The sequence below is a fragment of the Paenibacillus sp. W4I10 genome (assembly GCF_030816325.1).
Classification (GTDB): Bacteria; Bacillota; Bacilli; order Paenibacillales; family Paenibacillaceae; genus Paenibacillus; species Paenibacillus amylolyticus_B.
Genome location: NZ_JAUSXX010000001.1, coordinates 6,301,247 through 6,323,869, shown reverse-complemented (window position 1 = coordinate 6,323,869; position 22,623 = coordinate 6,301,247). Strand labels below are relative to the sequence as shown.

24 protein-coding genes and 1 pseudogene are annotated in these 22,623 nt (G+C 44.5%); 4 read left to right on the top strand and 21 right to left on the bottom strand.

Features of this window, described 5'->3' with window-relative positions:
• Positions 1 to 40: 40 nt before the first annotated feature.
• Both QF049_RS28385 and QF049_RS28380 read left to right on the top strand, forming a co-directional pair.
• The gene (locus QF049_RS28385; RefSeq protein ID WP_307543460.1) at positions 41 to 1,084 is read left to right on the top strand and encodes a sensor histidine kinase; all 1,044 of its coding nucleotides are present in this window, start codon (positions 41 to 43) and stop codon (positions 1,082 to 1,084) included.
• 34 nt (positions 1,085 to 1,118) lie between these two features.
• On the top strand, positions 1,119 to 1,697 hold the full coding sequence (locus QF049_RS28380) for a class I SAM-dependent methyltransferase (protein ID WP_307542223.1): 579 nt from the start codon (positions 1,119 to 1,121) through the stop codon (positions 1,695 to 1,697).
• 4 nt (positions 1,698 to 1,701) lie between these two features.
• Here QF049_RS28380 and QF049_RS28375 read toward each other — a convergent pair whose 3' ends face one another.
• From QF049_RS28375 to QF049_RS28335, 9 genes are all read right to left on the bottom strand, one after another.
• Positions 1,702 to 2,484, bottom strand: coding sequence for an SDR family NAD(P)-dependent oxidoreductase (locus QF049_RS28375; protein WP_307542222.1), 783 nt, complete (start codon positions 2,482 to 2,484; stop codon positions 1,702 to 1,704).
• Positions 2,485 to 2,572: 88 nt separating this feature from the next.
• Positions 2,573 to 3,151 carry a TetR/AcrR family transcriptional regulator gene (locus tag QF049_RS28370; RefSeq protein WP_307542220.1) on the bottom strand — a complete coding sequence of 193 codons (579 nt, stop codon included), beginning with the start codon at positions 3,149 to 3,151 and terminating at the stop codon, positions 2,573 to 2,575.
• A gap of 55 nt (positions 3,152 to 3,206) precedes the next feature.
• Complete coding sequence (locus tag QF049_RS28365) at positions 3,207 to 4,205, bottom strand: NADP-dependent oxidoreductase (RefSeq protein ID WP_307543458.1); 999 nt, start codon at positions 4,203 to 4,205, stop codon at positions 3,207 to 3,209.
• 3 nt (positions 4,206 to 4,208) lie between these two features.
• Positions 4,209 to 4,409, bottom strand: a complete 201-nt coding sequence (locus QF049_RS28360) for an oxidoreductase (RefSeq protein ID WP_307542218.1) — start codon at positions 4,407 to 4,409, stop codon at positions 4,209 to 4,211.
• Positions 4,384 to 4,794 carry an oxidoreductase gene (locus QF049_RS28355; RefSeq protein WP_307542216.1) on the bottom strand — a complete coding sequence of 137 codons (411 nt, stop codon included), beginning with the start codon at positions 4,792 to 4,794 and terminating at the stop codon, positions 4,384 to 4,386. Before QF049_RS28355 ends, QF049_RS28360 begins: the two co-directional genes overlap by 26 nt.
• Before the next feature lie 60 nt (positions 4,795 to 4,854).
• The gene (locus tag QF049_RS28350) at positions 4,855 to 5,613 is read right to left on the bottom strand and encodes an SDR family NAD(P)-dependent oxidoreductase (RefSeq protein WP_307542215.1); all 759 of its coding nucleotides are present in this window, start codon (positions 5,611 to 5,613) and stop codon (positions 4,855 to 4,857) included.
• A 401-nt stretch (positions 5,614 to 6,014) separates the two neighbouring features.
• Complete coding sequence (locus QF049_RS28345) at positions 6,015 to 6,518, bottom strand: SMI1/KNR4 family protein (protein WP_307543456.1); 504 nt, start codon at positions 6,516 to 6,518, stop codon at positions 6,015 to 6,017.
• A 219-nt stretch (positions 6,519 to 6,737) separates the two neighbouring features.
• Positions 6,738 to 7,529, bottom strand: coding sequence for a TrmH family RNA methyltransferase (locus QF049_RS28340; protein WP_307542213.1), 792 nt, complete (start codon positions 7,527 to 7,529; stop codon positions 6,738 to 6,740).
• Positions 7,530 to 7,555: 26 nt separating this feature from the next.
• Positions 7,556 to 8,257, bottom strand: coding sequence for a potassium channel family protein (locus QF049_RS28335; RefSeq protein WP_076211287.1), 702 nt, complete (start codon positions 8,255 to 8,257; stop codon positions 7,556 to 7,558).
• A gap of 128 nt (positions 8,258 to 8,385) precedes the next feature.
• On the opposite strand from QF049_RS28335, the pseudogene sspI reads away from it, so the two are divergent.
• A pseudogene (gene sspI / locus QF049_RS28330) lies at positions 8,386 to 8,620 on the top strand (small acid-soluble spore protein SspI).
• 230 nt (positions 8,621 to 8,850) lie between these two features.
• Here sspI and QF049_RS28325 read toward each other — a convergent pair.
• The 12 genes from QF049_RS28325 to QF049_RS28270 form a co-directional block, all read right to left on the bottom strand.
• Positions 8,851 to 10,437 carry a peptide chain release factor 3 gene (locus QF049_RS28325; RefSeq protein ID WP_307542212.1) on the bottom strand — a complete coding sequence of 529 codons (1,587 nt, stop codon included), beginning with the start codon at positions 10,435 to 10,437 and terminating at the stop codon, positions 8,851 to 8,853.
• A 354-nt stretch (positions 10,438 to 10,791) separates the two neighbouring features.
• Positions 10,792 to 11,190, bottom strand: coding sequence for a DoxX family protein (locus tag QF049_RS28320; RefSeq protein ID WP_024634146.1), 399 nt, complete (start codon positions 11,188 to 11,190; stop codon positions 10,792 to 10,794).
• Between the two features lie 356 nt (positions 11,191 to 11,546).
• A complete protein-coding gene (zwf, locus tag QF049_RS28315; RefSeq protein WP_307542209.1) occupies positions 11,547 to 13,097 on the bottom strand; it encodes a glucose-6-phosphate dehydrogenase in 1,551 nt (516 codons plus the stop codon).
• Between the two features lie 215 nt (positions 13,098 to 13,312).
• Entirely contained in the window at positions 13,313 to 14,062 is a 750-nt protein-coding gene (locus QF049_RS28310; RefSeq protein ID WP_307542207.1) for a YwmB family TATA-box binding protein, read from the bottom strand.
• A gap of 228 nt (positions 14,063 to 14,290) precedes the next feature.
• Complete coding sequence (locus QF049_RS28305; protein ID WP_091020933.1) at positions 14,291 to 14,959, bottom strand: response regulator transcription factor; 669 nt, start codon at positions 14,957 to 14,959, stop codon at positions 14,291 to 14,293.
• Complete coding sequence (locus tag QF049_RS28300) at positions 14,901 to 16,016, bottom strand: sensor histidine kinase (RefSeq protein ID WP_307542206.1); 1,116 nt, start codon at positions 16,014 to 16,016, stop codon at positions 14,901 to 14,903. The genes QF049_RS28305 and QF049_RS28300 overlap by 59 nt, the downstream gene beginning before the upstream one ends.
• Positions 16,017 to 16,047: 31 nt before the next feature.
• The gene (liaF, locus tag QF049_RS28295; protein ID WP_091020935.1) at positions 16,048 to 16,695 is read right to left on the bottom strand and encodes a cell wall-active antibiotics response protein LiaF; all 648 of its coding nucleotides are present in this window, start codon (positions 16,693 to 16,695) and stop codon (positions 16,048 to 16,050) included.
• Positions 16,696 to 16,845: 150 nt separating this feature from the next.
• A complete protein-coding gene (locus QF049_RS28290; protein ID WP_124117409.1) occupies positions 16,846 to 17,553 on the bottom strand; it encodes a PspA/IM30 family protein in 708 nt (235 codons plus the stop codon).
• A 1-nt stretch (position 17,554) separates the two neighbouring features.
• A complete protein-coding gene (locus tag QF049_RS28285) occupies positions 17,555 to 18,064 on the bottom strand; it encodes a PspC domain-containing protein (protein ID WP_264935287.1) in 510 nt (169 codons plus the stop codon).
• 17 nt (positions 18,065 to 18,081) lie between these two features.
• Positions 18,082 to 18,315: a PspC domain-containing protein gene (locus tag QF049_RS28280; protein ID WP_017692313.1), complete on the bottom strand. Its 234-nt coding sequence runs from the start codon at positions 18,313 to 18,315 to the stop codon at positions 18,082 to 18,084.
• Between the two features lie 4 nt (positions 18,316 to 18,319).
• The gene (locus tag QF049_RS28275; RefSeq protein ID WP_091037978.1) at positions 18,320 to 18,991 is read right to left on the bottom strand and encodes a PspA/IM30 family protein; all 672 of its coding nucleotides are present in this window, start codon (positions 18,989 to 18,991) and stop codon (positions 18,320 to 18,322) included.
• Between the two features lie 35 nt (positions 18,992 to 19,026).
• Entirely contained in the window at positions 19,027 to 19,335 is a 309-nt protein-coding gene (locus QF049_RS28270; RefSeq protein WP_017692311.1) for a LiaF transmembrane domain-containing protein, read from the bottom strand.
• Between the two features lie 1,044 nt (positions 19,336 to 20,379).
• Between QF049_RS28270 and QF049_RS28265 the strand changes: the two genes are divergently transcribed.
• Positions 20,380 to 22,302: a helix-turn-helix domain-containing protein gene (locus QF049_RS28265; RefSeq protein ID WP_307542199.1), complete on the top strand. Its 1,923-nt coding sequence runs from the start codon at positions 20,380 to 20,382 to the stop codon at positions 22,300 to 22,302.
• The last annotated feature ends 321 nt before the right edge of the window (positions 22,303 to 22,623 follow it).

Sequence of the window (22,623 nt, the reverse complement as noted above, 5' to 3'; positions counted from 1 at the left end):
ACATTTTAAAAAAAAGATACAGATTAACATCCTATATCAAATGTTGATCAGTTTATTGATTTCGTTTGTTGGCTCTGTGGGTGTAAATAATATGTTGATCATAGCTGCCGCAAAAATTAGTGGAAGATTTAATTGGCCTTCGCTTCTCTACATTTTTCCTTACGTTTTAACACCAATCTTCATCGTAATTTTCACGTTAATTTTTTTGTTTTCCACACGAAAAATTGTGAGAGATCTCATTACATTAGAGAAAGAGCTTCATTTTATATCCGAAGGAAATCTGAATTACAGGGTGCCCGTTAATCGACAAGATGAACTTGGGCGAGTCGCTTCCAACATCAATCACATGACAGAACAGTTAAAGCAACAGATTGCTAAAGAACGTGAATTGGAGCAATCCAAGATGGACATGATCACTGGCATCTCACATGACCTACGTACACCGCTTACCAGCATAATTGGCTATATTGAGCTTCTCAAATCAGAATCATTTCAAGACAAAGCAGAGTATGACCGTTTCATCCAAAATACCTATAACAAAGCAACGCATTTGAAGAAGTTACTTGATGATTTATTTGAATATACGCGTCTTAACGCAGTGAACACCCAATTGGATTTGAAAAAGGTTGACCTATGTCAGCTATTGGATCAATTGTTGTTTGAATTCGAACCTTTAGCTCAGGAGAATGGGGTTCGTATTGAGAAAAAACTCGGCGATGCTCCAATCATGATCTCCCTGGATAGTGATAAAATTGCACGAGCCATCGACAATCTTCTCATGAATGCACTGAAGTATTCCTTTAAACCGGGTACAATTCATGTTCGAATGAGTGTGCGGCATAATCACGTTACCATTGAAGTAGAGAATAAAGGCATGCCCCTAACGATAGAACAAAAAAACAGACTGTTTGATCGCTTTTATAAGGTGGATTATTCGAGGAATAGCGAAGGTATTCAATCAGGATCTGGTCTGGGTCTTTCTATTGCGAGGAACATTGCGGAGTTACACCAGGGGACTTTAACACTACAACATACACTTAACGTATTTATCTTCCAACTAAACTTGCCTTCCAACATCAAGTGAACCATCAATGAATTCAACCATGGAGGATACCACAATGAAAACACCCGAACCCTTTCTTTTCCTGCAAGGATTTCTGAGGAATCCCAAACGAGTAGGCAGTGTCCTGCCCAGTTCCAAATTTCTAGCCCATAAAATCGTCCAGTCTGTACGATGGGATGAGGTTAGAACCATTGCTGAGCTGGGGCCAGGAACAGGTGCTGTCACACGTCTCATGAGAGCACATTTACCGAACTCGGCAACCGTGTTTTTATTTGAAAGAGACCCCAAAATGAGAAGTAATCTGAAGAGAACATATCCTGAATTCATGTTCCATTCGAATGCATCCTATCTGTTGAAAAGAATCAATCAAGAACATGTGCAACAGTTGGATAGTATCATTTGCGGACTACCCTTTTTTAATTTTTCCAGAGAAATGAGACAAAACATCCTGTCACAGATCCATACAGCGCTCCGACCTGGAGGCACATTAGTCTTGTACCAGTACTCACTTCATATGAGGAAACAATTAGCTGAGTTATTTGAGATGGAGAAAATTCAATTTGTGCCGTTCAGCTTTCCTCCTGTTTTTGTGTATGTTTGTCGTAAAAGACAAGATGAAGGAGACACTCTATAAATGTTTAATGTCCTGTCTTGTCCTGTGAGGATCTAATCATGCGAGTCATCATCTTACGCGGCAACAACCGCGGCATAAACGCGATGAATCGGTTTCGAGCACCAGGCATAATTAATGTCTTGCCACGCAAAAAGCCTCGATACCCTTCTTCAGCCACCTGTCCCGCTTCCATGATTGGGCCCTGCAACATCTTCGAGACACCCATACCCGAACGATCAACAAATCCAGTAGATGTCAGACCTGGACACAGTGCCGTTACCGTAACACCCGTTCCGCTTACTTCATTCTCCAAAGCCTCAGTGAACGATAGCACGTATGCCTTTGTTGCATAATATACCGACATCATCGGTCCAGGGAAAAAACCTACCAACGAAGCCACATTCATCACACCGCCGTGTCCACGTTGGATCATATCCGGCAAGAATAGCTTGGTCATGACGGTTAAAACCTTGATATTCACGTCAATCATATTAACTTCTTGTTCCATATCCGTTTCCATAAACGTCCCGAACAGACCGAAACCTGCATTGTTGACAAGATAGTCAACAACAATGCCCTTTTCCTTCAGCTCATTATAAATCTCCTGTGGTACCCCTGGTGCCGCTACATCTTTGGCAATAACCGTCGCCTGAATGCCATACTTTTTCTGATACTCCTGAGCTAGTTCCTGTATTTTACCCTCGCTTCGTGCTACCAGCACAATATGATGTCCACCTTTGGCAAACCGATCTGCTAACTCTTTACCAATCCCACCCGATACCCCTGTGATTAGAACTGTCTTTCTCATATCGTTACCTGCCTCTCTTTTCTATAAATATATTTCATCTGGAACACCCATATTAGAACGAACATTCTTTTAAAGTAAAAAAAATAAACTACTTTATTATAAGATCCATGGATAGCGTCGCTATACGAAGAAGTTTTTCCTTGGTCATCGAAGTCTTGGCCATCACCCTTAACCCAACGCCTACATTATGCAGATATTCCGCCAATACTTCGGCGTTGTACTCGGTTGTGAATTCACCTTCCTGCTGTCCCCACACCATAATGTCCTTGATTAGTTTCTCCGTATTTGCAAACATCTCCGTTGATCGGTTGTTCATGTCTTCATCGCGTGCCGCCAATTCTACCGTCGAATTAACAATGAAGCAGCCTGATGCTGGAGATGCTTCTCCATGAATTAAAGAAAGAAATATAAACTGAAGTGCTTCCGTTGCCGTTTGAGAACGCTTTACGCCTGCTGCAAGGGCGGAGCTGATTTTGTGATCATACAGATCTACTGACTTTAGAAATAAGGTGTGTTTGTCACCAAATGTGTCATACAAGCTTTTACGATGAATTCCCATATGATTAACCAGATCCGTCATCGACGTCTTCTCATAGCCTTGTTCCCAAAAAAGTCTCATCGCTTTATCCAGTACAACAGACTCTTCGAACTCTTTGCTTCTCGCCATTGCCTTCCCTCCTGTTCAGAAAACGAACATTGAATAACATGCTCTCGTTGGACCTTTAAAAGGTAAGAATGACTTTGCCCTGGGAGTGACCCGTTGATACTTTAATCAATGCCTTTTCAATGTCCTCAAACGTATACGTAGAATCGATCGAAGGTTTAATGTCTTCTTTTTCTACAAGAGCTGTGATTTCTTGCAATTGAATCCCACTGGAGTGTACAAATAAAAAACGGTATTCAGTATCAGTCTTACGTGCCATTGAATCCAAGCGTGCACCTACGAGACCAAACAATGCTCTTTTCCACAACGGGAATTGACTGTCCACTGCAAAGCGATAATTGGGTCCTGCCTTCAAAGAGACTAATTTCCCCTGTGGTTTCAAAATGCTCAGTTCAGCTTTGATCTCATCCGCACCCAAGGTATCAATGACATAATCGATATCGGACAGAATATCAGCATACTGCTCGGTCTTATAATCAATGAATTGATCTGCTCCAATGGATAAACTACGTTCTCTGCCCCTTTCACTGCCACTAGTGATAACCGTTAATCCCATGGACTTGGCAATCGGGATGGCCATTGCACCAAATCCACCGGTTCCGCCAGGAATAAACAACTTTTTATTCGGTTCAGCTCGGAGTACATCATGCAATGCTTGATAGGCGGTCAGGGCAGTAAGGGGTACCGCCGCAGCTTCGATAAAAGATAGATTTTCAGGCATAATGGATAAGGCATCCTCATGTACAGCTGCATATTCAGCAAAAGCACCAATTTTATTCAGTGGCAACCTGGTATACACCTTATCACCCACTTTAAAATTCAAAACATCATCACCAACGGCTTCAATGACACCCGATAGTTCATTCCCTAGAGTTAAAGGTAACTTATAGTCGGCAATCATTCGAACACTGCCATTCATATTCAAGATATCCAGTGGATTTACACCCGCAGCTTTCACTTTGACAAGGACCTCACGGCTCTGGATCTGAGGTATCTCAATATTATTAAGTTCCACTTGGATTTTTTTGGAGTATTTCTGTATTTGAACTGCTCTCATCATTTATCCTCTTCCTTTGCTTATTTTCTCTCCCAAGAATTGATTGATCAAGTATCCGTTGGCCCCATGAATCTCAACGCCATCCGCCCCTGCTTCGATCGCTGCGGCAGCTGCTTTTCGGAAATCGGAGATGGTCGTTTGAATATCCTCCTGACTCAATTCACGGGGAACGGGGATATCATGCATCCCTGTAGCCGTAAACATTTCTACACCCCGGTGCGATTGCTGATGGAGCAACCGGTTGACGATGATGCGGGGTATTGTCCGGATGTGACATGCGACCCGCATGCATTAATTGGATGTACACATATCCGCCAGCTTCATGCACCCTATCCGTTACCTTTTTCCATCCATTAATATGCTTGTCGGTATAAATGCCCGGTGACCATAAGTAACCCTGTCCATCGTCGGAAGGTTGTGTTCCTTCCGTAATCAGAAGTCCCATCGTTGCACGCTGAGCATAATAAAGTGCCGCCAACTCTCCAGGTGTACCATCTTCTTGTGCTCGACTGCGTGTCATAGGGGCCATCGCAAGTCGATGAGGCAATTCCATGTTGCCAACCTTTGTTTTACTCCATATCTTTTTCAATTGGATGTACTCCTCTTCTTATTTGAGATTTTGTAAATGTATCCTCTGGATTCTTGTGTATTAATTCAATTCTGAAATCACCGGGTAGATCGCACCTGTCAACTGAAAATCATAGTTCTGATCTACAATCCCTACAACCACTTCGTTGTGGTCATACAGATCGATCATGAAGCCTGCCATTTCTTTAGCAGTATGATATTTGGACATATTCGCTTTGTAATCAAATCCTTCAGCATCTATTGATTTTTGTACAAATTCTGTTTCCGTGATCGCTGGTGCAAGCACCTTCGCTTTTAGTTTTGCACCCTTCAGTTCCAGTTCTTTTGCAAGACCTTCTGTGAAGGCACTAACGTAGTATTTCGATGCAGAATAAGCTACACTGCCTACAGCAATGGCATATCCAAGTGCGGATGAGACGTTAATCAATTGAGTACCCTCGACATTCGCATAATCTCGCACATACAGTGTAGATAGAATGGTCAAGGATTCAATGTTTACACGCAGCATGGTCTCCACTTTATCCAAATTCTGATCAGCAATGAACGAGCCTTCTCCAAGCCCGGCATTATTAATCCAAGTCTCAATCTCATATTCTTTCAAATCGTTATACAGTTCGTAAGCCTCTGCGGTAACAGACAGGTCACTTGTGTGAACGATAACATTTACTTTAGGATCGATACCCTGAATAGTCGATTTAAGCTCTTCAAGCTTATCTAATCTTCTAGCTACCAAAATCAAGTGTTTGCTCCGTGCTGCAAATGCCAATGCCGTTTCATATCCAATCCCTGAACTTGCTCCCGTAATCACTGTGTATTTCATCTCATTCTCTCCCTCTTATTCTTTAGATTAGTGTAATTTCAGTTTCGAGAACGATCGTTCTTTATTATGCAAAAAAAACAGTTAGAACTAACTTGCTGTTAGCATATCATTTCTAGAACGAACAGTAAAGAATTATTTTATATGTAGCAAATGTGCTTGAAACATACTTAAATGAGAATAAAATCACGCTATATAAACCATTTTTATATCATAAGTTAAGAATTCCTATATCGTTTCATAAGTTCTTTCATTGAACAATCTAATGTCAAACCGCTGGCCACAAGTATAACCATCAGGGCAATCAGCATTAGGCGAACACGCCTTACCCCGGCCTCGTTTACGAAAGTGATGACTTCACATATTTTCCTTCCACCACTAAACATCAACCTTTCCTAGCTACGCTAATCTGAATTCGACATCATCCATGCCAGAAATTCTCCAAACGAATCGGATACCTTTTCAACCTCTTCAAATTCAGGCTCACATCCACGGACAATAGCCCCATTGTCGGTTGTTAAGTCAATGGCATAGAAGGAATATCCATCTTCCACAGACATTACAATCGGCAAGTGATGATCCCACCAAGCCGTTATCTCCGACTGCCAAATAGAATCGCTCTCTGCTGCCTCCAAACTAAGCATTTCAAATTCATTCCATTGGAATGCGGTCTCCGTGCTATTGTTGAACTCAGCCTCACAAATAAACCAAGTTTGCTCATCCGGTGCAACGCATTTTTCAACTACATTTAGAAATTCTAAATATTCATCTGGAAGTCCTTTATATCTTGAAGTAATGCCGCTGTTTAAATGTGACTGCGAACCGGATTTACTCATTATGTCCCAGCCCTTTTCCCCAGCCCAAGTCATAAATTCCCTAAAGTGAGTGTTTCCTTTTCCATTATTCATTTCCAAAATGAACACCTGCCCATCAGCTTAAGAAATAGAAACTATATCACCTATTCGGGATTTGAATGGAAAATCCCTGCTGTGGTGCTTCAAAGAGAAAGACAAAAAGACTGGAAAAATGGTTGGGAAAAGCGGCAACCAGGTTCCAGCCTTTGGTGGTTTGGGGAAAGTTAATTTTAGTTAGGGTCAGTTAATTTGAAATTGGACAGGAATTATTAGTTAGTTAAATATCCGCTGTCTCATCGCCTCAAACAGCAAAATCGTTGCCGCCATTGCCGCGTTAAGCGACTCTGCCTGTCCCTGCATCGGGATCGTAATTGCATCATCCACCAAACGTGCCGTAGCATCCGAGATGCCTTTGCCTTCGTTACCAATCACAAGCCATACCGACTGCGTAAAATCATAACTATAACATGAATGCTCTGCCTGCAAAGAAGTACTAACCAGCTTCACGCCCGCAGCCTTCGCTTCGGAAAGCACCGATTCCAACTGCCCCTCCACAATGGGCAAATGAAACAATGACCCCATCGTCGAGCGAATCGTCTTCGGGTTATATACATCAGCACTGCCCGCGCCAAGTACAACCCCAGCGGCCCCAGCGGCATCCGCACTACGGATGATTGTCCCCACATTACCCGGGTCTTGCACTCCGTCCAGCACCACAACAAGCCCCCGTGCTCCGGTAATTAGGCTTTCCAGTGGCTCACTGCCTTTACGCACAATCGCGAATACAGGCTGTGGCGTCATCGTATCCGTACATTTGGCGATAACCGCAGGAGATACACTAACCCACTCCACACGCTTTAGCGGATTCTCAAGCCCGGCCAGTTCGCTAGGTACGCCTTGCTCTCCGTCGTACACAATACAATCCAGATCCGCTCCAGCGCGCAATGCTTCCTGGACCAGATGAATGCCCTCAATGATATATTTATGTTGACGGGTACGATGCTTTTTCTCCAGCAACTGTGCCCATTCTTTTACACGTGTATTTTGCGGTGATACAATATCCATCTTTCCATCCTTCCCATCTGCATCCATCACTTCGGATACGCAAGCTCCATTTTCGTCAAATGATCCTTGTGACCTACAATGATCAGCACATCTCCAGCTTCGATCCGGTCCTCCGCGTACGGCGAGATGTTCATCGAATTCCCACTGCGGATCGCCATCACGTTACAACCAAAACGTGCACGGATGTTTAATTCCATCAGGTTTTTGCCGATCATTTGCTCGGAGGCTCTCATCTCCAAAATGCTGTAATCCTCAGATAACTCGATGTAATCCAGTATATTAGGCGAGGTCAGATGATGGGCTACGCGCAGTCCCATATCCCGCTCAGGATAGATGACTTTATCCGCCCCAATCTTCTGCAATACCTTACCATGAAGCTCATTTTGAGCTTTTACGATCAGAACGGGTACACCCATATCTTTCAATATCAGGGTTGTCAGAATGCTCGCCTGTATATCTTCACCAATCGCCACAACGACAACGTCGAAATTCCGTATGCCAAGCGCACGCAGCGCTTCTTCATCTGTTGAATCTGCCGATACCGCATGGGTCACCACATTGGACATTTCCTGAGTCCTCTGCTCGTCCGCATCAATTGCCAGCACGTCGAATCCCATACCGCTCAATGCATTGGCAACACTTGATCCGAACCGTCCCATGCCAATTACAGCATATTGTTTCTTGGCCATTAGAGTCTTAACCTCCCGCTGCACTTCAGCATGACGCATCATTAGGAATACCCATGCTAACGTAAATAATCCTTCGTAGTATACCACAAAGCCTGATAAACTTGAATGCGCTAGCGCTTCCCAGGGAACAGTATTAGAGCAGCCGAATATACGAGGAGGGAATTGCGATGCCCATTACATTAAGCCTGCGTGAAGCGATTGATTCATAAAGTTCATGACAAGAGTGATGATCAGCTCCGGGAGATGATTGAAGGTTCAGTAGATGGACCGGAAGCTGCTTTGCCTGGACTTGGCGCCATTTTCGAGATGATCTGGAAGAACACAGAACCTGCCAAGCAGGAAGAACTCATTCAAATCGCGCAGGAGCATCTGCACACCATTCCCGTTCAACCGCTTCGCTAATCGAAGCATTGGAGGGCAAGGTAACCATCAAACCGTTTGTTCTGTCTGCAAAAGAAAGCTTTCCCTTATTCGGCTGGATCATACCCGCCTCCAGGTAAGGTGTATAGCAATAGATCCCTCCGCCACAATTGGCGGAGGGATCTTATTTTTAACAAGCTCTATCTCATCACATGAACTTGTCGCGTTTAACTAACCTTTTAACAATTCCCACGAAATACTTCTGTCTTAACTTAAGGCGCAGTCTCCAGGAATTGAGCTGTTGGATTTTTATCCATAGCCGTTCTCATTGCGTACTCATTTTCGAAGAGCACCACATAATTCCCTTTTTTATCTTTTACAAGTGCAGAGTTAATCCGAAATTTGCTTGGGTCCAGATTCTCGTCCACGATCCAGCGAGCGAACTGATAAGGCATGCGCTGCAATTGCACGTCTACCCCATACTCGCCTTTCATCCGGTATTCAAATACCTCGAATTGAAGTTGACCAATTACGCCGAGAATCGTCTCGTCGAAACTTGCCGTCTGGAACACCTGAATGGTTCCTTCCTCCGTCAACTGGTCAATGCCTTTTTGGTACTGTTTATGTTTCAATGCATTTTTTACGGTAACTTTGGCGAAAATCTCTGGCGAGAACGTTGGCAACTCCTCAAAGACAACCTCGCTGCCTTGGCTCAGTGAATCGCCAATCCGGAAGATTCCCGGATCGAACAAACCGATAATATCACCGGCATATGCCTCTTCAACAATATCCCGGTCTTGTGCCAGGAATTGCTGTGGCTGTGACAACTTGATCTCTTTACCTACACGGGTATGCTTCACACTCATTCCACGTTGGAATTTGCCTGACACAATACGCAGGAACGCAATACGATCCCGGTGTGCCGGGTTCATGTTCGCTTGAATCTTGAACACATACCCACTGAATTTCTCATTCGTTGGCTGGATTTCTCCTGCCGTACTGCGACGTGGTTCAGGCTTCGGTGCCAGTTCCAGGAAGTTCTCCAGGAAGGTCTGCACACCAAAATTGTTAATCGCACTACCGAAGAAAATAGGCGTCAATTCGCCGCGTTGAACTTTCTCCATATCAAACGGATCTCCCGCAACGTCCAAAAGCTCCAGATCCTGAATTAACTGATCATGCAGATATTCTCCTGCCATCTCACGGATAATTGGATCTGTATAACCGTTTACTTTCTGAACTTTAATTATCGAGTGATCGTCCCCTTGGAACAACTCCACCTGATTTTTCATCCGGTCATATACACCGCATAGTTCGCGACCTGTACCAATAGGCCAGTTCAGTATCGGAACGGAACGAATACCCAGTACATTTTCAAGTTCTTCCATCAGGTCAAATGGACTTTTACCCTCACGGTCGAGTTTGTTGATAAACGTAAAGATTGGAATACCACGTTTCGCACAAACCTGGAACAACTTAATCGTCTGTGCCTCGACACCCTTCGCTACGTCAATCAACATCACCGCGCTGTCGGCAGCCGTCAGTGTACGATACGTATCTTCACTGAAATCCTGGTGACCCGGTGTATCCAGAATGTTAACGCGATGGTTCAGGTAATCAAATTGCATTACGGAAGAGGTAACCGAGATCCCCCGTTGTTTCTCAATTTCCATCCAGTCACTTGTTGCGTGTTTGCTGGCTTTCCGAGCTTTTACCGTTCCCGCAAGGCGAATTGCGCCCCCGAACAGCAACAGTTTCTCGGTTAATGTAGTTTTACCCGCATCCGGGTGAGAGATAATGGCAAACGTCCGGCGTTTGTCCACTTCCTGTTGAAGAATATCATTTGCAGCTTTGCTCATAGGTTTAATCCCTTTCGTCCGTTCATTCACGTTAATCCGGCATAGCCGGTCCATCATTCAATCTTTATGCAATCCGGCGAGGCCGGTTGATTGTACACTGGTCATTTTGCATTGAGGTATTCATACACTAGATTAATTTTACACATTTACAATGGAGTTCATCCTCCTCAAAATCTGTGCTTTCATCCATACCGTGAACTGCTTCTTAACCCAACTCTCCTATTGTACCATAATCTGTACCGAAAATAACCGATTACTACCGCAGATTCTTCTCTTTTCACTTGCAAAAAAAAGCACCCTTCTGCCATAATCATGGCATCCAGGCACTCCTCATTTATTTCATGTTATTGTGTTTTAGAAAATTAATGCATCCAGCGCGTATTGTCCGCCACCTGTCAGGGCTAGCGCTACACCAATCACCAGAATCGCGAGATTATATTCAAATCCGTTCTGTGTGGACCAGTATCCGTTTGCTCCATGGACTTTCACAATGGCAATGACCATCGTCAATGCAATCAGAATGCCACCTACCGGTGTAAGCAGACCCAGAGCCAGTAACAGACCGCCACCGAATTCCGCGAGTCCAGCCAGTAGAGCCACCAATGCACCTGGCTTCATGCCCATCGACTCAAACCAGCCGCCTGTACCCTTGATTCCGTAACCTCCGAACCAACCAAACAGCTTTTGAGCCCCGTGCGCCATGAACGACAATCCAATCACCAAACGAATCAACAACAACCCTACATCCAACATCATTTTCTTTTTCCTCCATTCAATATATACAAAATAGTATTCTCAGATTAAAGATATTATGCACATTTTTTTCATGATTCTCTGTGACGCAAACCCCTTCAACTGGTTTACATTTTATCTCATGAATGATAACTTATCCGAAACGTTTGCCCGAATGAAGTTTGTCATTTGCGTAACTCTTTAACTCATGTGTTGAGTATAAGTTACATACTTACTTTTTGTCAACAACTTAATTTAAATTACTTATTTCCTTATGATGGATACCTCCCTTTTACCCGCTAAAAAGCCTGGGGACACCGCAAAATTGCGAAGTCCCCAGGCTCAGTCATGTTGTTTATGTTGTTAGTTCCCTTAACTTAACCGTTCACTTGCCAGATCACGCTGTCCTCGTCCTGACCATTCACCGGCCACCAGTGGAATCCGTCCTGCTCCAGCAGCTTATCTGTCGCTTCTGGCCCCCATGTTCCAGCAGGGTACGTATGAAGTTCCCCCTGATTCTGTCCCCAGGCTGCTGCGATCCGATCCACAAAAGACCAGGCTGTTGCCACTTCATCCCAACGGGTAAAGTACGTAGAATCCCCCTCTGCTGCATCGTGCAGCAGACGTTCATACGCTTCAGGCGAGTTGATTCCAATCATGCAGCTCTGACAGAAATCCATCGCGAGCGGCTGAATCTCGGAATCCGATCCTGGTTTCTTGGCATTAATTTTGATATATATGCCTTCCATCGGATTCACCCGAATAACCAGCAGGTTCGGTTCGAGCTTATACTTTTTCCCAAGGTACACGTTGTTTGGCATCGACTTGAACTCAACTACGATCTCGGTCGTTTTTACCGGTAGACGCTTGCCAGTCCGAATGTAGAATGGCACCCCTGCCCAGCGGAAATTATCCACGAATACACGTGCTGCAAAATAAGTTTCCGTATTCGACTGCGGATCAACCTTGTCTTCCTGGCGGTAACCGGGAAGCTGCTTGCCACGGTACTCTCCTTCAGCATACTGCCCTCGCACAACGTTGTTGCTGACTTCTTCGTCTGAAGTGAATGCCCGCAATGAACGTAATACCTTCACCTTCTCATCCCGAATGTCTTCCGGGAATAGGCGACTTGGCGGTTCCATCGCAATCATCGTCAGCATCTGAAGCATATGGTTTTGCCCCATATCACGGAGTGCTCCGGAGTGATCATAATAACCGCCACGTTCTTCCACTCCTACCGTTTCACCAAGCGTAATCTGAACGTTGGCAATATGTTTGTTGTTCCAGAGCGGTTCAAAAAAAGCATTTCCGAAGCGGATCACTTCGATATTTTGCACCATTTCCTTACCCAGATAATGATCAATCCGATAGATTTCCTCTTCACGGAATACTTCACGAATCTGCTCATTCAGTTGTTCGGCCGATTGCAGATCATAACCAAATGGTTTTTCGATAACCAAACGGTTCCACCCCTGACTTTCCAACATACCACCGTCCCGCAAACTGTACGAGACACTGCCAAACAGCTCAGGTGCCAGTGCCAGATAGAACAGCCGATTCCCCGGCGTGTTAAACTTTGATTCCAGATGCTCCGTCTGCGCACGCAGCTCTTTGAATCCTTCCACATTATTGATATCCAGTGCTTTGTATTCAAAATGATCGACAAAAGCGTTCCACTCATCAGGTTCCCCCGCTGGATAACGGCAGAACTCTTTAATGGATTCATAGATGTCTTCCCGGAATTCTTCTGGGGACCTCGGACGACGTGCTACGCCAATAACCGCAAAGTCTTTGGCAAGCTTGCCTTCACGGTAAAGACTGTAGATAGCCGGAAACAACTTCCGGCGGGCCAAATCACCCGTTGCTCCAAAAATGAAAAATACTGCACCTGGTGTCTGTACTTCATCTTGCAATTGTTTTTCAACCATGGGCTCCTCTTTCTTCCGGGAAGATAACCTTCACGCTCTCCCCGAGCTATGTAATGGTGTTATATATGCACGACATACAACTGTCAATTACCAGCAAGTTCCTTCTTGGATGTGATGCCATTTTAGCATATCAACTGAATGGATGCACTATTTCAAACTCATTTTTCTGATAAAGATTCTCAACATTTGGTCCCAATTCATGAAAAATTCATTCCTTAATATTCAATCGTAATCACCGGAAATCCCACTGTAATTCGATTATCGACCTCGTCTCCAACCTGGTGAACTGCGAGTTGCATATTCAACATATGCGAGCCACTCTTGATCGACAGGGGCAGCTCAGCCGCCTCATAAGAGACACTTGCGCTGGCTACATCCGTATAACGTTCAACGGAGGCGATATCCACATTACCAGACAAGTGTTTCTCGATCAGTGCCAACTGCTGACTCGCATCACGTCTAATAGCAGTAGCTGCCGTACCTTGCACAGACATATTCCAGCTTGCCTTCATCCCTGAGTCTACAAGCAGTTGATCCACCTGTTCATGTACTGTCATTATTGCCTTCCGATCCGTGTGTGCATCCCCTGAAATTTGTACGATGGCGTAGTAGCCGTTGTCTTCTGTCTCAACGACATTGACCAACATACCTGCTTCTCCAGCAGCCTCATTGACAACCATCTCACTGCGATACACATCATGGCCCGTCTGGCGTGCCCGTACTGGTTGTTCCAGCCCCAAGTGACTAGCCAGTAATACGGCCTGCGCTTGTGCATCTCCCCGGCCTTCTCCTTGCCATTTGATAACTAGACGATCCACATTATCAATCACGCTGTCAGCCGTATCGATTAACTGTTCCAGTTGGGCTGCTTTGGGTTCGTTCTTCTCTGCGTATACCTGTGTTACACCGATAAGAATAATGATAGCCATTGCTAGCATACCTGCTGTCATCCAACGATTTAACATTTGAATCCCCCGTTCATTCTTGTATTCTATGAATCTATCAACAGCATGCCCCATTCCCACATTAGCCATACTTCTTCTGAACACAGCAAAAAAAGCCCCACCCGCCACTTGCATGGCAGATCAGAGCTTTCCATTCATACTTTTCTATATAAATTGAACTCTTATCTATAACTTCCGCACATTAAAAGTACGGTTCTTTTGCTTGATTATGATACATAATAATTTTGCTTACTCTGCAAGTCCGTTTTTATAAGCATAGATGGCGGCCTGTGTACGGTCGTCTACGCCCAATTTGGCCAGTAAATTGGTGACATGGAACTTGACTGTTTTGATACCGATGATCAGATCATCAGCGATGTCCTGATTCGATTTGCCTTTAGCCAGCAACCGGAGCACATCCATTTCACGGTCCGTCAATTCATCATGCAAAGGAGCTGCTGCCTGTGGCTGTCGGAATCGATTCATCATTTTGGAAGCCACCTGTGACTCCAGAACGGATTGCCCGCGAGCTGCTGCGCGAATCGCATCTGCCACTTCATTGGCTCTTGATGTTTTCAACAGATAACTGAATGCGCCTGCTTCAATGACAGGATACATTTTTTCATCATCCAGGTAACTGGTCAATACGATGACTTTGCACTCCGGATACATTTTAAGTACCTGACGAGTAGCCTCAATGCCATCCATGCCTTCCATAACCAGGTCCATCAGAACAACATCAGGCTTATACTCCTGTGCAAGCCGAATGCCTTCCTCTCCACTACCAGCTTCACCAACAACTTCAATTCCATCTTCGGTATCCAGTACCGCTGCAAGACCAATACGTACCATCTCATGATCATCCACGAGCAATACTTTGATCGACGTTTCCGTCTCCGTTTCGACTTCCGGTTCCATTGACATGTTCTTCCTCACTTTCATCGTTCATCAAAGGTATCGTAATCTCAATCCGCGTTCCCTTACCAGGCGCTGTTACAAATTGTATGGCTCCACCAATCTCCGTAACACGTTCACGCATGTTAGCCAGACCGTAGGAAGCCTGTTTGTTCTCATCCAGATCGAAGCCTTGCCCATCATCACGAATCAATACCCGGATCGCATCAGTACGTCGCTGGATCCGTATCTCCATTTTTTCCGCTTTTGCATGTCGTAACGTATTGGACATAGCCTCCTGAACGATTCGAAACAGATGATTCTCGATGCCTTTGATCAGTTCAATGTCTTCGTCCATTTCGAGCACAATGTCCATAGGTACTTTTGTTTTCAGTTCCATCACCAGATCACGCAGACCCTGTTCGAGATGTTTACCCTCCAGATAAACTGGCCGCAGATGTAACAGTAACGCACGCATCTCGGACTGAGCTACCGAAGCCATTTCCTCAATCAAAGCCACCTGCCGCTGAGCACGTTCAAAATCCTTCTCCATCTTCCGTCCAACGGCTGTTGCTGTCATGGATATCGCGAACAATTGCTGCGATACCGCATCATGCAGTTCCCGTGCCAAACGTTGCCGCTCTTCCACAATAGCCGTAATTCTGGATTGTTCAGCAAGCTGTGCATTATGAGTAGACAATCGCTGGAGCGAAGATACCTGATCTTCCCACTTTTTGCCGATTCGTCCGAGTTGCTCACTTAGACGACCCACATCATCATCGCCCAGATCAGGTACAGTGCGTGATAGAGAGCCCTTCTCCCACAGTAGAAGCGTTTCCCGCAGCAGTTCGAGCCGGCGTTTAACCCGGTAACTCTGATAGAACCCAAAGACCGCACCAATCCCAATGAGAAGTAGCAATAGAGCCAGACCCGATTGAATCAGATGCCGCCAGCCTGCAAACGGAGCAAGATAACCATATGTAAACAATACATACAAAATAACAGCGAGCACAATGAAAACCAGGAGGATCCCTTCACCCATACTTCGGGTTACCATGTCGGTATGTCGTTTTGTCTTCATCGGGGTCTCCTCCTTCTCTTCATCTATTTTACTACGGATTACTGATGCTTAGGTCGCCAACAATATAAGAAATGACAAATTTTGCTTTATGTTCACTGGATTCATATCCAGGCGTTCTCCATACTAATTTGTTCATCATGCCGCTATCTTGTTCTCCAAGAAGATTAATCCGGCCAAAAAGAACCGATGCTTCAATCTCCACACCATAATCTTCTGGTAGCGTAAGGCGAACATTACCCATAACTCCTTGCAGCAGCACAATCGTTTGTTTCTCCTCCGGAATCGAAAGAGATAGATCGGCGTTAACCTCACCTATGGCATGCCACAGACTCATACTACGTAACGTCCAGGATGATTGATCCCAGTAGTAACGAGCCATGAAATTCTGTTTCTTCATAACGCCTTCGTCCAGATGAATCTTTTTGTTTTTCGAATAAAAGTAAGCTAAAGAAGCAAGTACAATCAAAAATACAATCATTAAATTATCCAGCAATAACAGTGCCGCACCAATGCCAAGATACCGATGACCTTTGCGGGTATCCCCATTGCGGACTTGAAGCATTCCAACCGTTAACAGAATCAGTGCGGCAGCGGTCAGGAAGTTAATATTGTCATTCAATAACATCATTGTGCCAATAATCATAATGACAACTGCAAGCCATTTACTCTTTTGATTCATCCCCGCCGCACCTCCTCTGTAAGTTAATCTCTCTTTATTCAACGGAAAAGCCATATCAGGCACTGAAGTCCTGTATGGCTTAACTTTTGTTCTACCAACCGTACATTATACACGATTTATAGAATATCATATTGTCCACTAAGCGAACAGTTATTCTTTTGAAGTTCCGTTCGCTTCATTCTTGGAACCATTGCCCATTTTGTTTTTGAGGGCTTGTAATTGCTGATCCACTTTGAATTGTTTTTCCACATCTACAGGATTCGTGTACGTGGATGATGTGTTGCGATAAGGTGCACGAGCTACGTCAGCTTCAGCTTCCAGCTGCATGATTTTCTCTTCCATGCGGTGGAATCCAAGGGATGCGCCGCCACTTTCGATCGAATGCAAGCTGTTGATGGAAGACATTTGCTTTTTAGCTTTTGCCATTTGTGCACGGGATACAAGTTCATTACGTTTGTTACGCATTTTGTAGAACTCATCTTTCATATCATGCAACTGTTGCAACAGATCTTTTGCTTGTGCTTCGGACTGTGCATGCAGTTCGCTGTACTCCGTAATTTTTTGATCAAAGTAGATTTTCTCTTCCAGCAATTTGCGTGCTACTTCTTCCTGACCGTTGGCCAGAGCAGCTTCTGCTTGGGACTCACGTTGTACCGAAGTACGCTCTGCTTCATCCAAACGTTGTTTCATACGACGTTCATTCGCCATTTGTTTGGCAACTGTTACCTCTGCCTCATGAATCTCAGCCTCCATATCACGCAAGTACTGGTTCAACATTACAATCGGGTCCTCTACTTTATCCAACATATCATTTACCGATGCTTTCGTCATATCCTTAATCCGTTTAAATACTCCCATTTTACTTTTCTCCCTTCTCGTAACGAGATAATTTTTGGCGAAGCTCTTCAACTTCTTTTTTCAGTGCTTTTTTCTCGATATCTTTCATCATGGAGTCAAGTTCACTTTCTTGTGGTGCACCTGCTCCGTAGGCGTTGTTGTCATAAGAACGGGGACCAGATTGAGGTCTGCCGTTGAATCCAGGGCCGGGACCGAAGTTACCAGGACCTTGTTGGTTGTGATTATTTTGAAAAGGACCTCTTGGTGGCTGATGATCATAGTTGTTGTATCCTCTGCCAGGACCAGGGCCTGGGCCCGGACCGTAGCCATATGGATCATAAGGCGGATACGGTTCTTTTGGTACCACCAGTGCTGCAATAAAGTATATTAACAACGACGTGCCGCCAGTTACGAAGATACTGATAACAAAGATGATACGCAGCAGGGTGGAATCCATTCCGATGGTTTCGGAAATTCCGCCGCACAAGCCGGTTAACATCCGGTCACGTGTTGAGCGGTATAATTTGCTCATGTGCTTGCTCCTTTCGTTTACTTGTATCCTCTTACGTTGGAATCATAAGCATATGGATCAACGTGATTGGATTCCTTGGGTACCACCAATGCAGCGATGAAGTAGATCAACAATGATGTACCTCCCGTAGCGAAAATACTGATGAAGAAAATGATACGTAGCAGCGTGGTACTCAATCCGAGATTTTCAGAAATGCCGCCGATCAAACCTGTTAGCATTCGATTACGCGCCGAGCGGTATAATTTACTCATGTGACTACTCCTTTCTGTCATTGTTCAATTTCTGTCTTAAGCGTTCCAGTTCCTTATCCAGCGTAGAGGATGACATGCTGCCAGTCACTCCTGAACCATCTTGACTCATCCGCCGGATATCGCGGAGACTTTGTGCTTCATATTCGAGATCAGAGACTTGATCATCCAGTCGGTTAAACATACGGGGTACATTCTGACCGTTGTGATTGCCTCTCTGGTTCATACGTTGTTGTAACTGAATCGTCTGCATACGAGCGTAGTAATATTGGCGTTTGCTATATACATTCTGATATTCAACCTTCAGCTGGTCGATCTGTTCATCCAGCTCCTGTAATGCCGCATAACTTTGTGCATACAATTCATTGTACTGTTCCATTTTTTCCTCGTGGAGGATTTTCTCCTGCAAGGCCAGCTTAGCGAGATGTTCTTCCCCTGCTTTCAGAGCCATGGAAGCCTGTTCTTCCCGTTTGTTCACCATACCTGCTGCCTGATCGGCTTGTTGTTTCATTTGTCTGGTATGGCTTGCATATTGATGACGAAGTTTCTCGGCTTCACCGATGTCTTGGCGGGTCGAGACCAGGAACTGATCAATCAGTTTGACTGGGTCCTGACTTTGCTCCAAATGTTCGTTCAGATTGGCTACGGTAATATCCCGCATTCGACGAAATACACTCATTATGTTCTGTCCCTCCTTTTCATAATCGTGAAAGCTTAGTACCGACCACGACGACTGCGGTTATTGCTTAGCATTGAGATACCAAAGATGATTAACCCGATCGCGATGATCGGTCCGATCAACCATGCCAGTTTACCCATCAGTGAGATGATACCGATGATGAGAACAATCCAGCCAAGCATCACATTCCCTCGTTTAACTCCGTAGTATCCCAGTGCAATCATCAGGACCGGAATCAGATAACCCATTAAGTGTCCAAGAAGTGGAGTTAACTTTCCGAAGAGGAGTAGTGCACCCAGCGCAATCAATACAATCGCCCAGCCATTTCCCTTATTCAATCTCATAATTGTTGTTCACCGCCCTTTCCATTCGTTCGTTTTAATGTGTTGAGTCATTTGTTCGTTTGTTTCTTGTTTTTTTGTTTCCGTGTTTCTTGTTTAACCTTATGTCCTTATTCTAGGGGATTCCGCGACTTTTCAAAACAGACCGTGGACGGTTTTTCATCCTAGACTCAGGTCGGGGATCTAGTTGGACCTTTGACTGTCCCTATATAAGACCAACGTTCCACCTAAGCTGAATATCACTCCAGATACCTTCTAATACCCGTATTCAGGCTACCCTTTAGCCGATACCGACCTGTAGAGAGAATGATGTCCATGTCTCTATTTACGTTCACACTGCAATTTCGTTTCTCATGATTCCGTATTGGATAGTCAGTCCAAGCCGCTTCTCTAGCCTTTTCTGCAAGATCATCTATCAGCAATCCCTTATCTCTGCTCCTATACCCTCTCATAAAATTACTTATTTATCCAAATAAACAAAATTTAGATTGTTCTATATGTAAGCGTTTACTAAAATAGAAGGTGTTACTATTTCTAATGTCAGGGGTGGAACTGAAACTGTGCGACCAATCAGCTATCTCCATAAAATGATCATCTTCGGAATCCTGTTAAGCACCCTGCCCATTTTGTTAACGGGAATTGCCGCATTTATCTATTCATCGAACCAAACTGAGCTGCATCGTACACAGGCCAACAGACAGTTGCTGGAACAAATGCAATCCAACGTAGAGCACAAACTCGCTACAGTCAGTTATATGCTTGATCAGGCCGTTCGCTCTCCAGTAACCCTCCGTTCTCTGTCTGCTTCTTCTTCACTAGAAGGGAAAGGGCCTTTGCTTGCCGACAAGCTACAGAGTGAATTTAAGAATATGAGGTCATGGGAACCTTTGCTGGATATTACCCTGGTGAATCAATCACAGAATTGGCTTATTGATCATGCCGGATTATATCGTAATACGGATTTTCCACTGGCTCTTCCCATGAAGGAATTGATTTCCGATACGCTAACCTCTGGATGGCAGCTCTCCCCTTCATCGGTGTTCAGTAATGATGAGCGTTCACCCGGTACAGGCTGTATTTATCATATTGCCCCTTGCGAGGTCTATTCCGAATCTGAATACGTCTTCCGATGTTGCCCTGATTGCGGGAATCCCTGCATGTTCTTTGCAAAATACACTAGGAGAAGCCTCCTTAGGCAATGCTGCCTCAGGACTGATCATTTTGAATCGGGAACAACGTATCCTGGTCCATCCCGATCCTGTATACATTGGACAACCGTTATCTGCCATTGGTTTACAGGATCGGGATACGGAAGCCGACATAACCAAACTATCACCCATCACATTTTCAACAGGTTTTGAAAACCGAGAAGTTAAGATCGCCGATACACATTATTCCCTGACGTATAGCCCTTCTACCTTAAAAGGATGGACTTATGTTCTAATCTCACCTACCAATATTCTGACACAAGAATATATCGATATCGGATTACACACCTTGTATATCAGTATCTTCTTACTTTTACTTTCATTATTACTCGCCTGGCTCGGCTCCAAGCGAATGCATGTCCCGATTCGTAAACTTTTAACCCAACTTGGTGACAACCACCTGTCCAAAGAAGGAAACACATTAGCTCAGCAATCACCACCATTTTCTGATGAGTTCGAACAGATCAGAGCAGGGGTCTCACAACTATCTGCCTCTCGCTCCCAATTAGAGAACACGCTTAATATGCATCTGTTGCAGATTCGCACTCATTTTATGATGAATCTGTTCCAGGGCAAGATCCCTGTTCTTACTCTTTATGACACCCTGAATGAATATGGCTACACGCATCAGGTTCGGGGATGGCAACAAATTGCTGTTATTACATTACAGGCCGATCTCGTTAATCATACAAAATATAGTGCTAGTGATCGTGACCTCTTATTATTTGCTATTCAAAATATATTGGAGGAAACGGTTGTGCATAACCAACAATTGCTTCCCATTGTGCTGGAACATACGGTAGTCACGGTGATTGGCACCGTGGAACAGGATCATTTTATTTTTTCACAGCAACTATATGTATTAACAGACCAGTTACAACAACAGATTGATATGATTCTAGCTCTTCAAGTCAGTATAGGATTCAGCCAGCCGCACAGCTCTCTATATCACATCCCTCAAGCTTACACAGAAGCCATGGAGGCATTGAGGCATCGGATGAAGCTGGGAACAGGCATTATTTTTCAATATGAGAACATAGATCATTACGCTCCCACTTGGCCCATGACCTACCCGGAATCATTGGAATATTCATTGATCCAAGCTATTCAAAATGCGGACGAAGTCCAGGCCTCTGCTCTTCTGAAACAACTGCTTGAAGTGATCTTTGGTATGGAGGTTACACCCGAGGAGTATGAGGTGGCTCTTACGAGGCTACTCACACATATTTTGCAAATGACTCAGGAATCCGGCATACGACTCGGACAGATATCCCAAGGTCGTGGCTCGATGTTTCATGAACTTCATGGTTTGCAGTACGCTGCTGAAGTTGAGGAATGGTTTAATCATCAAGTCATCTTGCCCGTCATCCAGGTTTTTAAAGCAAGACAGTATGCCCAGTATCAGCATATATCAGAGAAGATGATTGCCATGATTCATCAAGATTATGATAAGGATCTGTCGCTTGAGGAATGTGCCATGAAGCTTCACTACAATGCAAACTACTTAAGTAGTGTTTTCCGCAAAGAGACAGGCTGTGCATTTAGTGAATATCTGACCAAGTACCGATTTAATATCGCTAAAAAATGGCTGGACGAAAGTGATCTAACCGTTAAAGATATCGCAGCACGACTGCGGTACAACAATCCGCAAAATTTCATCCGATCATTTCGTAAATGGGAAGGAATTACCCCCGGCCAGTACCGGGAGCTAAGCAAAAAGCAGACGTGTCGAACCGAAATTAGAAAAGGAGCACGATTGTAAGTCGTACTCCTTCGGCCAGCTTGGACAACTCCATATAGCTCCCCGAACAGGGTTCGGATCTGTGACTACTCGATTAACCGTCGCGTGCTTTACCGACAGAAATATCAGGGAATATGCTTCAGAGATCATTCTCTGAAAACGAGGTCTGTGTTTTGTTTTTCGTTGTCTCGAATATCTAAATAAACGAGGGCTGGTTCAAAGCGGTCGATGAATTAGTGGCTTCAAAAAAGAGGGAGCACATAACCTGCACCCTTCACTTACAACTTTACTTCTACAATCTTAACATCATATGTTTCAACCGTTCATCTTTTGGCACAGCGT